This window comes from Amycolatopsis sp. NPDC023774 (assembly GCF_040639695.1).
GTDB lineage: Bacteria > Actinomycetota > Actinomycetes > Mycobacteriales > Pseudonocardiaceae > Amycolatopsis.
On record NZ_JBFAAJ010000067.1, the window covers coordinates 1 to 12,150 of the forward strand.

General features: G+C 68.8%; 14 protein-coding genes and 1 pseudogene. 6 read left to right on the forward strand and 9 right to left on the reverse strand.

Features of this window, described 5'->3' with window-relative positions; all coding sequences use genetic code 11:
• On the forward strand, positions 1–366 hold a 366-nt coding region (locus tag AB0F91_RS45955), incomplete at its 5' end, for an OB-fold nucleic acid binding domain-containing protein (RefSeq protein ID WP_360608638.1).
• A gap of 160 nt (positions 367–526) precedes the next feature.
• Positions 527–883, forward strand: coding sequence for a hypothetical protein (locus AB0F91_RS45960; RefSeq protein WP_360608640.1), 357 nt, complete (start codon positions 527–529; stop codon positions 881–883).
• Between the two features lie 568 nt (positions 884–1,451).
• Here the strand turns inward: AB0F91_RS45960 and AB0F91_RS45965 are convergent.
• Both AB0F91_RS45965 and AB0F91_RS45970 read right to left on the reverse strand, forming a co-directional pair.
• A complete protein-coding gene (locus tag AB0F91_RS45965; protein ID WP_360608642.1) occupies positions 1,452–2,015 on the reverse strand; it encodes a PIN domain-containing protein in 564 nt (187 codons plus the stop codon).
• A gap of 86 nt (positions 2,016–2,101) precedes the next feature.
• Positions 2,102–2,596 carry a helix-turn-helix domain-containing protein gene (locus tag AB0F91_RS45970; RefSeq protein ID WP_360608644.1) on the reverse strand — a complete coding sequence of 165 codons (495 nt, stop codon included), beginning with the start codon at positions 2,594–2,596 and terminating at the stop codon, positions 2,102–2,104.
• Positions 2,597–2,928: 332 nt separating this feature from the next.
• On the opposite strand from AB0F91_RS45970, the gene AB0F91_RS45975 reads away from it, so the two are divergent.
• Both AB0F91_RS45975 and AB0F91_RS45980 read left to right on the forward strand, forming a co-directional pair.
• Positions 2,929–3,561, forward strand: a complete 633-nt coding sequence (locus AB0F91_RS45975; RefSeq protein ID WP_360608646.1) for a hypothetical protein — start codon at positions 2,929–2,931, stop codon at positions 3,559–3,561.
• A gap of 38 nt (positions 3,562–3,599) precedes the next feature.
• Complete coding sequence (locus AB0F91_RS45980; protein ID WP_360608648.1) at positions 3,600–3,848, forward strand: hypothetical protein; 249 nt, start codon at positions 3,600–3,602, stop codon at positions 3,846–3,848.
• Between the two features lie 308 nt (positions 3,849–4,156).
• On the opposite strand, the gene AB0F91_RS45985 is transcribed toward AB0F91_RS45980, so the two are convergent.
• Together AB0F91_RS45985 and AB0F91_RS45990 are read right to left on the reverse strand one after the other, a co-directional pair.
• Positions 4,157–4,936 carry an AAA family ATPase gene (locus AB0F91_RS45985; protein ID WP_360608650.1) on the reverse strand — a complete coding sequence of 260 codons (780 nt, stop codon included), beginning with the start codon at positions 4,934–4,936 and terminating at the stop codon, positions 4,157–4,159.
• The gene (locus AB0F91_RS45990; protein WP_360608652.1) at positions 4,933–5,892 is read right to left on the reverse strand and encodes a recombinase family protein; all 960 of its coding nucleotides are present in this window, start codon (positions 5,890–5,892) and stop codon (positions 4,933–4,935) included. The genes AB0F91_RS45985 and AB0F91_RS45990 overlap by 4 nt, the downstream gene beginning before the upstream one ends.
• A gap of 533 nt (positions 5,893–6,425) precedes the next feature.
• On the opposite strand from AB0F91_RS45990, the gene AB0F91_RS45995 reads away from it, so the two are divergent.
• Positions 6,426–6,806 carry a DUF3800 domain-containing protein gene (locus AB0F91_RS45995; RefSeq protein ID WP_360608654.1) on the forward strand — a complete coding sequence of 127 codons (381 nt, stop codon included), beginning with the start codon at positions 6,426–6,428 and terminating at the stop codon, positions 6,804–6,806.
• Between the two features lie 403 nt (positions 6,807–7,209).
• Here the strand turns inward: AB0F91_RS45995 and AB0F91_RS46000 are convergent, their stop codons facing one another.
• Both AB0F91_RS46000 and AB0F91_RS46005 read right to left on the reverse strand, forming a co-directional pair.
• Entirely contained in the window at positions 7,210–7,779 is a 570-nt protein-coding gene (locus AB0F91_RS46000) for a GNAT family N-acetyltransferase (RefSeq protein ID WP_360608656.1), read from the reverse strand.
• Between the two features lie 47 nt (positions 7,780–7,826).
• A pseudogene (locus AB0F91_RS46005) lies at positions 7,827–8,012 on the reverse strand (chorismate synthase); the annotation flags it as partial.
• Between the two features lie 47 nt (positions 8,013–8,059).
• Between AB0F91_RS46005 and AB0F91_RS46010 the strand changes: the two are divergent.
• Positions 8,060–8,308 (forward strand): hypothetical protein, encoded by a 249-nt coding sequence (locus AB0F91_RS46010; protein WP_360608659.1) that lies wholly within the window; start codon positions 8,060–8,062, stop codon positions 8,306–8,308.
• 673 nt (positions 8,309–8,981) lie between these two features.
• Here AB0F91_RS46010 and AB0F91_RS46015 read toward each other — a convergent pair.
• The 3 genes from AB0F91_RS46015 to AB0F91_RS46025 all read right to left on the reverse strand — a co-directional run bounded on the left by AB0F91_RS46015 (position 8,982) and on the right by AB0F91_RS46025 (position 11,755).
• Complete coding sequence (locus tag AB0F91_RS46015) at positions 8,982–9,488, reverse strand: endonuclease domain-containing protein (RefSeq protein ID WP_360608661.1); 507 nt, start codon at positions 9,486–9,488, stop codon at positions 8,982–8,984.
• A 336-nt stretch (positions 9,489–9,824) separates the two neighbouring features.
• On the reverse strand, positions 9,825–10,577 hold the full coding sequence (locus AB0F91_RS46020; RefSeq protein WP_360608663.1) for a DUF4145 domain-containing protein: 753 nt from the start codon (positions 10,575–10,577) through the stop codon (positions 9,825–9,827).
• A 599-nt stretch (positions 10,578–11,176) separates the two neighbouring features.
• On the reverse strand, positions 11,177–11,755 hold the full coding sequence (locus AB0F91_RS46025) for a hypothetical protein (RefSeq protein WP_360608665.1): 579 nt from the start codon (positions 11,753–11,755) through the stop codon (positions 11,177–11,179).
• Between the last annotated feature and the right edge of the window lie 395 nt (positions 11,756–12,150).

Sequence of the window (12,150 nt, forward strand, 5' to 3'; positions counted from 1 at the left end):
CCCGACCGCCACCCCATCGAATTCCTCCGCGCCCACCTCGAGAAGCTCGGCGCCATCCCCGCCGGCCGGCTCCTCGACGTCCCCGACGGCACCCGCATCCGCGTCGGCGGCGCCGTCACCCACAAACAACGCCCCGCCACCGCCGGCGGCATCACCTTCCTCAACCTCGAAGACGAAACCGGCATGTGCAACGTGATCGTGTCGGTCGGGATGTGGCGGAAATGCCGAAGCACATGGCTCAACAGCCCGGCACTGCTCGTGCGCGGGATCGCCCAAGTCGGCCAGGGCACCGTCTCGCTGGTCGCCGACCACGTCACCCCGCTCGACCTCAAGGGTCTCGCGGCCGCGTCCCGCGACTTCCGCTGATCAAATTGTGGTCGCCGTCGGGTCCGGCACCTGCTCGGTGTTCCGCTGAGCACGAAGGACATGCTGACGCTGCGGGGCCTGTGTGTTTGCCCCGGGGAATGGCCTGTCCGGGAAGGAAACGCCGACCGTGCGACTCACGTCAGACCCTGTGTACGGAGAAGTGGACATCACCGCGACCGCGAAAGAACTGGCGCACTTGGCAAGCCTGATAGCCGAGGGGACCGGGTTCATCAGCGCCGCGCCCACGTCGCCCCCGAACAGCATGCTGACGGGAATCGAAGTCAGGAAGACATCCGGCTCCGGCGTCCACATCCGCCTCGATGACCAGACGCAGACACTTGTGATCAGCGGCGACGCCGAGTCCAGGGCCGTCCTGGCCGAAAACGTGCATGCCATGGCCACCGCCGAGGACGGCGGCCACCTTCACGTCGACTACTTCCCCGGGCACTACTACCTTCTCGAGGGATCCCTGCCCTTGGTGATCAACAGCCCGCACGGAGGTATGCCGTCCCGGTAAACCACTCTCGGCCCGAACCTGATGGCCCGACCGCTGACCATCACCCACGCACCCTCCGGGCCGCGACCCCGGGGCAGAGGCGGCCCGTCGGCGATCGATCAAGATCACTGGCCAGGCCGGCCGGATCGATGTCGAGGACGGCGGGCGCGTAGTCGGGCAGTGCCCGACTGACACAACGGCACGACGGTGGTTTAGAGCCCTGGTCCGGTCAACGGTGGCGATGCCGACACACGTGGCTCAACAACACTGCGCTGCTCGTGCGTGGCATCGCTCAGGTCGGCAGGGCACCGTGTCGCTGGTCGCCGACCAAGTCACGCCCCTCGACCTGAAAAGCCTCGCCTCCGCGTCGCGGGATTTCCGGTAACGACGCCGACCCGACGACGTGTCCAAGCGGCGCTTACCGCTCAGCATTCGGGGATGCGTGCGACCGTGCGCTGAATCATCTGGCCTACGTCAGGCGTCGGGACTAGCCGGGCATACAGGTCGTATCGGGTGGTTGCTGTCACGAAGCAACATTCGGTGGCGATGGATCCCTCTCGGCCGCCGGGCCTCGAACATGCGTGCGAGTCTACGACTGCTCCGGCAACATCGGGATCACCTCGGCGACGAATCCCGGCACCAGCACGTTGAGGTACCCGAGCACCTCGGCAACCGACGTCGGCGGGTTGTCTCGGTCCTCCGCGACCTGGAGCAACGCCGCGACGGTGGCCTGCGGGTACATGTCGAGCTGATTGCGCAGGAACTGGTCCGCCGATACCGCGGTGATGTCGTAGGCCTTCAGGGCGGAAGCGGGGAAGCCCTTCACATCGTTGGTGACGATGACCTGAGCGCCGCCTTTCACCGCGGCCGCGAGGACGTGCCGATCCTTCGGGTGGTTCGTCATCCCGTTGATCAGGTCCTCGTAACCGGTCACCATCGCGTCGTCGAAGTACTCCACCATCGTCTCGATGCGATATTGCGCGGACGCTGGCTGCACCCCGAGATCATCGACCAAGGTCCGCTCCAGCTCCTCAAGTACTCCCGGCGACCACAACGGGCGGTAGCTGCTCCCGGAGTCGGGCATGGTCAGCAGCAGATCCGCCAGGTTGTACGGCGCGAGGACGCAGGCGTCGAGGAACGCGGAGAAGGCCACCGAACAAGTGTCCACCACTGATGGGTGTAAACCACCCGAGAATCCCCGCGACACGGGGGCAGAGAGGTCAATATCCCCCGGGATAGCTACCGGCGGGTGTCGACAAACTTGTTCGTTGCAGCTTCGCTGCCGTCGCGCGCGCCGTCGCGCGCGAGCTTGGCCAGCGCCTGGCGCCGGCCTCGACGCGACTTCTCCTCGAACTCCAGCAGGTCGGTGAGGTACACCCGACGATGCCGGCCGACGAGATGGAACGGGATCTTCCCGGCTTCCAGGCGTCGGACCAGGGTGGGCCGGGCGATGCCGAGCAGGTCGGCGGCCTGCTGAGTGGTCAGCTCCGCGTTGGCGGGCTGCACCGTGACGCCCTGGCCCCGCTCGAGCGCCCCTGCAACGATGACCAGCACATCGAACAGTTCCTCGGGAACTTCGACCTTCTTGCCGCCTGCGCCGACGAGAAGAGTCGGCTGGCCCTCCTCTGCGAAGGCGGCGCGACTCTTGACGAGGACGCGCAGGAGATCCGCGTAGTCCGCTCGGTGGCTCTCGTCCGGCGGGCGGACGGTCCGATCCTCCAGCGATATGGACATCTCACTCCTCCTTCGCTAGGTCACACGTCATCGCTTTGCGGTTGCGCCGTTCTAGACGCACCTTGTTCCGTCGCTTCGCGTGTCGCTTCGTTCGCGTGGTTCTTCCGGCGATCGTTCGTCGCAAGTCGTTCCTAGTTAGCTCGGCTAGTCCCCGAGGTTAATCGAACTATTCGAACGTATCCAGTGTTATCCAGTATCTACAAGCACACACCTTCGTGTACGTCGCCGATCTGCGCACCATCTCCGGCACCAAACGTGTGGTACGTCCGTGAGCGGCGAACTCAGGCGGCACTACGGCTGCGCCGCAGGTCAGCGAAGCTCACGATGAACCTGTGCCCGTGCCAAATCTGCCGCTGAGGCTCGCTGTCGCCGAGCCGGCCGCAGCGCTGCCCACCGGCGCGTACGGGTACGAGCCCAAGCTGGACGGGTGGCGAGCAGCCGTGCACGTGCCAGCCGGGGTGATCCAGTCCCGCATCGGCAGCAACCTCAGCGACCGGTTCCCCGGAGTACTCGAGTCGGCGGCCGCGCTGGGCCGGGTGGTCCTCGACGGCGAGATTGTCGCCTACCGGGACGGCCGACTGGACTTCGGCGCGCTCGGCTACGGCGAAGCGCGGCGCCGCCGGGAGGGCGTCGTCATCGTGTTCGCGGCGTTCGACCTGCTCGGCTGGCGCGGCCGCGACCTCCGGCCGTGGCCGTACACGCGCCGACGCGAACGGCTCCAAGCGGTCATCGGCGCAGGCACGGCCGGGGTTCAGCTGATGCGGTCGACGCTCGACTTCGAGCGGGCGCGTGCGTGGATCAGCGAGGACCAGTCAGCCGTCGGTGTCGAGGGTGTCGTGGCGAAGCCGCTCCAGAGCCGCTACCCCGCGGGTGGTGGCCGTTCCGGGTGGCTCAAGGTCCGCCACTACGCCGACATCGACGCAATCGTGCTCGGCGTGACCGGCAGCCCCACCCGACGGCGCTAGTGCTCGGCCAGGCCGACCGCCGCGGCCGGGTGCGCGCGGTGGGGTTGTCGACGACGCTATCCCGCACGGCGCTGGCGTCGCTCGCGGGCAGGCTCCGGTTCGCCTTGGGCGGCCCGGTTCGCGCGTCGGGGGTGGTGGCCGGCCTGCCCGGCAACGACGACTTCATGTACTGGCCGGTCGCACCCGGCGTCGTGGTCGAGGCCCTCGCGGACGCGGCATTCGAGCTCGGCCGGTACCGACATCGACTGACCGTGGTGAGAGCGAAACCCTTCACCACCAGATCATGAAGGGGGGCCGCCGGGATACGCGCGAAAGGGGCAATGAGGCCTGGCGTGAAGCCTGTGACCAGCAGGTATTCGGTTGATTAGATTAGCTATTGGTTGGCAAGCGCGCTGCTGCGGCCGGAGGTCGCCGAGCGGGTCCGGGCGGAGTTCGCGGACCAGCTCGACAGCCGCGACGGGCTGATCTCACAGCTCTACGCCACGGGACGGATGCTGCTGCGGATCAACGCGGCGAGTACGAAGACCTCGCGATCCCGTTGCACCGCAACGCCGAACGCGTCATCGAGGCCCTGCAGCGCTGATCGGTGCCAACGTCACTGGTCAGCAAGCAAGTGATGCAGAAACCGGTCCGGGCTGGCAAGGAACCCACGGGTCAGGGCGACCGGCTCGGCCTCGTCGTAGCCGACCTGCTCGATCTCGCCGTCGCTGTCGATCTGCAGGATTCGCGCGCTGGGCACCGCCAGCAGGATCGGCGAGTGCGTGGCCACCACGAACTGGCTGCCCTGGGCGGTCAGCTCGGCGATCCGCGCCACCAGTGCCATGCATCCGCGCGGGGACAGCGCTGCCTCCGGCTCGTCCAGCAGATACAGCCCGTCCGGCCCGAACCGGTGCGTCACCAGGTCCAGGAAGGACTGCCCGTGGGAGCGTTCGTGCGGGGAGACCCCTCCGTAGGCGGGCAGCAGCGGCGGCGAACCCGGGTCGGCGTCGAGGCGTTCGATCTCGCTGGCGACGTTGTAGTAGGACTCGGCGCGCAGGAAGAACCCGGTGCGCGGCTTGCGGACGCCCCAGCGCCGCACCAGCCGGTCGCCCAGGCTCGACTCGGTGGCGCGCGTGGCGAACCGGAACGACTGGGAGCCACCCTCGGCATTGAACCCCGCCGCCACCGCGATCGCCTCGACGAGGGTGGATTTGCCGGTGCCGTTGTCGCCCACGAGGAACGTCACGCCCGGGTCGAGGTCGAGCCCGCCGGCCTGGGCCAGGCGCCGCACCACCGGCAGAGTGAACGGATAGCGGCCGGTGCCGGAGTCCGGCGCGATCCGGATCCGTTGCACGAACCCACCGCCGATCCAGGCGGCCGCACGCGCGCGGTTCACGCCGACGCCCCGGAGAGGGCGGCGAAGTCGGCATGGGCCGCCTCGACGGCGGCGGGGAACTTCTGCCGCTTCTCGTGCTCGGCCAGGGCGCGGTAGATGGTGGCCAGGCTCGGGTTCTGTCCTTTGCGTTTGCCGGTGGGGATGATCAGGTCCGGCCGGATGTTCTCGACGGATTCGCCGTTCGCGCGGCGGCGCAGCACGGTGTGCAGCATGTCGTCGGTGATCACTGGGGGCCGTCCGCCGTGGTTTCCCTTGCGGGCCGCGGCGTTCAGTCCCTCCAAGGTGGACTCGCGGATGGTCTCGCGGTCGGTTTCGGCCATCGCGGCGAAGAACCCGAACAGCATTCGCCCGGTGCCCGACGGGTCGTAGATCCCGGGGATCGGTCCGGCGAGCATCTCCAGCAGGATCCCGTGCGCGGTCAAGTGGTCGGCCAGCGCGGTCAGTTCGGCGGAGTCGCGGCCCAGGCGCTTCATCTCGTAGACGGTGAACAGGACGCGGCAGTGCGGGGCGTGCGCCTTGATCTGCCGGGCCGCCTCGAGGGCGGCCTCGAACTTCGGCCGCACCCTGATCCGGGTGGAGATCTTCTCGGCGAAGATCTTGTCGCGCGGGATGCCGTGCGCGGCGAGGGCGTCGAGCTGGGACTGGAGTTCCTGGGTCAGGTGCGAGCAGCGGGCGTAGCCGATGCGGATGTCCGCGCTCGGCGTGTCCGCGGTGATCGGCGCCGGCGGCGGGGTGCCCGGCCGCCACGGCCGGCCCGGTCCGCGGTCGGCCGGGGTCGACACCCGCAGTTCCTTCGCCAGTCGCGGCACCTTAGTGAACCGGCCGGTGTGGTACGTCCCGGCGACCGCGCCCGAACGCGACCGGCACGGCGAGCCCGGCTTGGCCAGGCAGCGCGGGCACGGGTGCCGCTCGACCTCATTTGCGTCGGTCAGCGCGACCGGTTCGGCGTCTTCCATGCCCGGAATTTTCTCACAAACATTTCTCAAAACTAACCCGACCCACTGTTTGAGTGAGAACTAGTTCTGAGACGGAATCCGACCCTCGGAGGTTCCGGCGAGGGGTGCGCGGGGTTCTTCTCGGAAACGGTCGTTTCTGAGAGTGCCTCGCGCCAGTGGCCCGCGAAGGCCCCCAGGCGGTTGAATTCTTCTCAGAACTCGTTCTCACTGAAACGGCGTGTCGAGAAGAGCTACTTCCCCGCGCGGCCCACCAAGTTACACGGGTCTGCGCGGTCTGACCCTGCCATCACGCGATCGAGTGAGGACTCCCACGTCATGACCGCCCCTGCCTCCGACACCTTCCGCCAGCACCGCGGCACCGGCATCGTCACCGTCCGGCTCCAGCGCGGCACGCCGCTGCCCAACGGCCGCATCTGCGGTGAAACCGACCGCGAAGTCCACCGCGTGCCCTCCCCCGCCCTCGCCGAGCGGACCGCCACGATGAGCGCGCAGTGCGGCGCCGAACTGCCCCACGGTGCTGCCCTGAGCTGCACGTGGGGGCTGTCTACCGACACACCGCGGAACGCCGGAAGAAGTACGCGATCGAGCGGGACGCCACCTACGGCGGTCTCGTCGACCACCTGGACACGCGGCTGACCGGAGCTGGCGAGCACGGCTTCATCGTGATGGACGGCAACGGCACTGGCGACGCCTACTACGCCGCCCACCGCGGCCTCAAGCTGAACGCCCGGAACCTGATCGAAGACCCGTTCTTCGTCGCGGCACACCGATCGGCCTGGGTACAGATGGCCGACCTGGTGGCCTGGACGACCTACCAGGGCCTGCAGCAGCACCAGGGAAAGCGGTTCGCATGGGGCTGGTACGACGAGTACCTGCGCGGCTGCGACGTGAACGGCGGCCCGCTGGAAGTCTGAAAAGGCCCCCAAAAAAAGCTAGACCTGCCGATCCACATGTGTGGGGCAGGTCCGCGCGACCACAATAACACACAAAAACCCACGGTGCTGCGCCCTCTGCACCCTGCCAGGACCCCGCAGAGAACAGGTGGAGTTGCAGACCGTGAGGGCACCACCCGGCCCGTCAGCGGTCGGCGCCAGCGAGCACGGCCCTCGAAATCCGGGACCTCCGAGGTATCAAGTCCCTGATCAGGGGTTCGTCGGTGCCTCGCCGCGTTTCAGGGCGGCAATGGTGGCCCGGATTCGCTTTTCTTCCTCGTCCCGCGACGTCGACACCGAACCGGTCGCTCCCGGCCTGAAGATCGCGGCGATGCGGGCCCGCTGGATGACCCAGCGCCCGCCCCGCCGTGCCAGCCCCGGCTGATCACGGTCCTTCGGGTTCAGTCGTTCTCGGCCAGCCAGCGCAGCGCCAGGCCGTAGCTCGCGCGGTGGGCAGGGCGACGAGCACGCGGTGCTCGGCGCCGTAGTGCTCACCCGATCCGACGTCGAGGAACCCGAGCCGGCGCGCGACGGCCCGGCTGGCCGCGTTGTCCTCGTGGACCAGCGCCCAGACGGCGGGCAGGCCGAGACCGTGCAGGCCGTGGTCGACGAGCGCGCGGGCGGCTTCCGTCGCGTAGCCGTGACCGGCGTGCTGCGCCGCGATGAAGTAGCCCAGCTCCGCGACGTCGCCCGGCAGCTGCGAAGACGGACGCAGGTGCCCGACGCCGATGACCTCCCCGGCACGTTCGACCGCCCAGTGTCCCTGGCCTTCGGGGCCGGTGTAAGCGAGCCTGCGGGCGGCCATGGCGCGGGCCCGCGCGGGATCGGAGAAGTCGGTGGCGAGGTACCGGCTCATCGCCGGGTCGGCGAACAGCGCCACGACGGCGTCGGTGTCGGCCTCGGTCAGGGCCCGCAACCGGAGCCGTTCGGTGATGAGCTCCGGGACCGGGCTCACTTCGCGTTCACCGCCAGCCAGCGCAACGCAAGCGGGTACCCGTCCACGCCGAGCCCCACGATCACGTCGGCGGTCTCAAAGCCCATGCGGGGGCTGCGGCCGAACCCGAGCCGGCGCCGCGCGAGCTGCGCGGTGAGGTCTCCGGTGGTCACCTCGACCCCGTCGGGCAGCCCTTCGAGCACGCCGGCGAGGGCGGGGCCGTGCGATTCTCCTGCGGTTATCCAGCGCAACACGTGACAAATCCTGTCACGGCACGCGGTGTGACCGGCGGAGGCTGGGGATGACGACCGCTGGAGACGCCGAACTGGGCCAGGGGCCCGCGGCCGTCGAGTACGAGATCGACTGGACGGTCGAGCAGCCGGAGTTCGAGTTCACGAGCGAGGGCCAGGCGCTGAAGACGGTGCAGATGCTCGGCGAAGACTTGGCGGCCGCGCGTAAACAGGTCGAGCACACGATGCGGTACCTGCGGGCCGCTGTGGTCGCCGCGCGCCAGCCGCTCGAGGACGGCAAACCGGTGAGGAAGCGCTGATCGGGCACTCGCGGCTGTCGCGGCGGACGGTGTACGCGATCTGCGACGCTGCTCGCTCGACGACAGCTGAAAAGGACGCCGAGCCAGCGACTGAATGAGGTGCGTGGTCCGCGAGTTCTGGGGTAATCGCCTGGAAGAGGCGCTGGTCCGGAACGTCGCGAAGTCCCGGATCTGGCTGGTCGGCACTCACTCCGCGTCGGGGCGCGGAAGGCGGTGGCGACCGGAACGGCCCGGAGCCGACGGGGGACTCCGGGTCGTTCGCTGGTGCCGGCGTTTTCCGATCGCCGGGGCTGTCCGTGGTGACTCACGCGGTCTTGAGTAGCCCCATGCGGTCGGCCATGCCGCGGACGTCGCGGGCGACGCTTTCGCGGCGGGCGCGGGCGAGCATCGTGGAGATGATCTCCCTTACGAATGGGTTGGTGCGGGTCCGGATGCGGCCCAGCGCCTCGGCCTGGACGAGGAGTGCCCTGACCTGTTCGTCTGGTCGGTAGCGCCTGAGCCCGCACCAGTGACCCGGTCCATGTGGACGACCAAGTCGGCTTGAAGCCGCTTCAGCCATTGGGCGTTCGATTCGCCGGGTTTCCGCTGTACCGCCTTCAGAGTCGCCGGGCTCAGAGCCCGCCAGCAAGTCGAGGGGAGACGCCCTGCCGGCGGGCCTTCGACGTCAGGAGGTTCAGGCGTCCTGAGCTGTTGGCTGGGAACCTGCCCCCAGCGCCGCTATCTCCGCGCGCCGCGCCTTGAGCCCGGCCGCATCCAGGGCCGGCTTCCGCGGCTTCCGACCACGGTTCGGGTAGCGGATGGCCAGCTCGCGTGCCGGAGGAGCAGCCATGTAGTCCGCATACACGCAGCCCTCCACGTGCGGGCAGTAGTCCAATCGCCTGTTGCACTGGTAGCACAACAGGCCACGGACGAAGCCGGTCTCGTGGTCGTGGTCGACCACAGCGGCACTGTTGGCGCGGCAGATGGCGCACATCGGCCCGAAGACCTCGTTCAGGCGAAGTCGGATCTTCCCCACTGGCGAGGTCTGCGACCACCTGGGCTGGTTTTGTTCATATAACCGGCCAACGGGCCAGCATGGGGAGCCCGCGGAGTTGCGGACCATCTGGCCCACCTGCTCACGGTCAAACCCGCGCCAGTGACCGTAACGACGGACCAGGTCTTCGCGTCTGTACTCGGTCATATCGTCAAGCGAGGGCACCGGCTAATCCTGCCACCCGGTGGACGCTACGCGGCCACCGGAATCGCATGCGGAGCTGCGGATGAAGCTCGTGCGCACGCCTGCTCGGGCTTCGCCCCTGCTGAGCCGAGTCAGACACTCACCACCGGCCCTTTGGAGCGGGTCTCGGGCCTTAAAAGACCAGGTCAGCTCGCCGTGGTGCCCGGCTCGTCCTCGTCGAGCACGGCCCGCGCCCGCGCACGTCGTGCGCTCCCCGGCAACCTCCGCGCCGACGGCTGAGCCCCCAGCCCCCGACGTTCCAAGCGCCGGAGCGGCCGACGAGGACCGCGGCTGAGTGGTTCAGCCAGCAGCTGCAGGAGCGTCCGGATCCGGAATCTGGGCTTTGACCGTGTCCGGGAGTTTGTCGCGTAGCTCTCGGGAGCGCTGGTCACGGGTGATGAGCTCGTCGACCAGGTCGTTCGTCGTCTCCAGGAGCGTTTCGAGGACGTCCGGCTGGTCCTCATCCAAGATCAGCACCACGAGCTCCGGCGGCTGCTCGTCGACGTGCAGCGCCTGGTTGCCGGTCACCCGCACGACGTCGAGCAGCCGCGCCAGCGGGCTGCTGACCCGGGGCCGTACCCGGTCGATGTAGCCGGCCAGATTCGTCTTCGTGGGCGCGCCCGAATCGAGCGTCTTCAACAGGCGCTCGATGGCCACGCGGGCAAACGCCGCGCCGGCGCGCGGTGACACCGCGGCGACCCGTGTCGCCTCGACGTAGAGGGTCTTGACCTCTTCGGGCATGTCGGGATGCGGCAGGTCGCCGACCCGGCGCTGGGGGTAGATCATTGTGTTCTGGCGCCACACTGACCACGCGTTGCAGCTGGCGCAGCGCGCGCCGCGCCAGATGTGCTCGGTGCTCACCGTCCGATCTTCGAGATTCGGCAACCTCAAGCTTTGCATGGACTTCCAGGTGAGGCCGAACGCGCCGTCATGCTCCTCGTAGCCGAGTGCGTGCCAGCTTTGCGCGGCGAAGGCGCCGCAGCTCGGGCAGTTGAACCGGTCTTTTTCCCGCTCGGGCGGGACGTATCCGCGTGGGCGGAAGGACGACGCCATGCGAGAACTTTAGGAGACGACGCAGAGCCGAAGGTCGGTTTCGGTGGCACCGCTCTCCCCCAGCGGTCCCGACAGCTTCCGCGCGTCCGCATCCCGCCAGGGAGTGGTCGAGGGAGCCAGCTCAGGCCAAGGGAGTTTTCCCTTCCCGCCTCCCTCATTGATTCCCTATGCCTGACCAGGCACAACGTGGTGAAAGGGAGCGAGGGACCCGAGGGAGGCAGCCCCGTGCAGGGCGCTGGAACGCACGTTTGGGCCTGGCATGCCGACTCCCTCCCTCGCCGCGAACCGGCCTTCTTAGAGCAACGCGCCTTCGTCGTCACAGCCCAGCACTCTCGGAGCCACGTGACGGCTGGGACGGATGCCGTGACGGCTGGGACGGCAGGCGGGACGGCTTCACCAGGCCAGCGAATCAGGCCCTGAGCTGGGGACATCGCCCCTGCGGGACGGCTGGGACGGGTAATCGGGGAACCTGTCCCAAGCCCCTCGAATGCCCGGCGGGGAGGCCTCGCTCGGAGTCGGGTGGTCGTGACGGCAGACCCGTCCCACGGCGTGCTGCTCCGGGTGGATGGCGCGGCGACGGTGTGGCAGTGGCGTGGTGGTCAGTGGTGGCGTTTGCGCTGGGCGCGGTCGCGGGCGCGGCGTTGCTGGCGGGTGAGCGGAGCAGGGCCGGCGGAGTCGGGCGGCTGGTGGCGCTGCCGCTCGTCGACGGGCTCGTCGACGGGCGGCAGCGCGGAATCGTGCGGCGGGAACGCGTCGCTGAGTGCACGCACTGCGGCCATCAACGCGGTCGCCAGCGCGTCGAGTTCGCCGGGGTCGTTCACGAGTGACTGCACGTCCTCGCGCGCCTGGCGTTCGAGCTGGTACAGGTACGTGGCCCGGGCGTAGCCGCGTGAGGGCATGTGCGGCCGATACTCGACGACCGGCCGCACCGTCTCGTGGCGCTCGACGACACGCTCGACGCGCACCACCTCGCGCTCACGCACCTCGCGCACAGTGGCCGGCCGCGGATCGTGCCCGCCCTGCAGCGCTTGGGCCGCGCGGCGCAGCTCGTAGCCGCGCTGGCGACAGCTGCGGCTGCAGAACTTTGGCGGTCGCCCGGTGCCGGCGTAGAGCACTTCGCGACCGCAGTTGCCGCACTCGACACTGATCAGCCGCCCGTCCTCGTACGCGCTGTTCATGACACCAGTTTCGTCACGACAGAACCGGCGCGCATGGCACATGCAAGAGGTGCTGTGTGCAGGCGGAGTGAGCAGTCCGGGAAGCCGCGGCAGGCTCAGTCCGGCCGGGCCACGGCCAGCCGGGGCGCGCGGCGACGGCCGATGGATGGGGGGAGCGGGCGCCCTGCGAGGGCCTGGCGTCGGCCTACTGGCAGGCTCTCGTATTCGTCCGGCGCGTATCCGCTAGGAGAGGTCTACAGCGCCTTCAGTTGGGTAGCCATTGCGCGAAGGAATCCCTCGATGATGTGGAGGAGGCTGACGACGAGAGGTCAGTACGGCGGGAGCGAGCTCGCCTGCCACCGGGCATAGAACTCTTCGACCGTGTCGGCCAGACGGGTCGCGGCGGCGTCGATCGC

What these genes read in the sequence shown, in the direction of transcription:
- AB0F91_RS45970 (WP_360608644.1), bottom strand. Translation starts at nt 2,596, where the DNA reads ATGTCCATATCGCTGGAGGATCGGACCGTCCGCCCGCCGGACGAGAGC.
- AB0F91_RS45990 (WP_360608652.1), bottom strand. Translation starts at nt 5,892, where the DNA reads ATGGAAGACGCCGAACCGGTCGCGCTGACCGACGCAAATGAGGTCGAG.
- AB0F91_RS46010 (WP_360608659.1), top strand. Translation starts at nt 8,060, where the DNA reads ATGACGACCGCTGGAGACGCCGAACTGGGCCAGGGGCCCGCGGCCGTC.
- AB0F91_RS46015 (WP_360608661.1), bottom strand. Translation starts at nt 9,488, where the DNA reads ATGACCGAGTACAGACGCGAAGACCTGGTCCGTCGTTACGGTCACTGG.
- AB0F91_RS46020 (WP_360608663.1), bottom strand. Translation starts at nt 10,577, where the DNA reads ATGGCGTCGTCCTTCCGCCCACGCGGATACGTCCCGCCCGAGCGGGAA.
- AB0F91_RS46025 (WP_360608665.1), bottom strand. Translation starts at nt 11,755, where the DNA reads ATGAACAGCGCGTACGAGGACGGGCGGCTGATCAGTGTCGAGTGCGGC.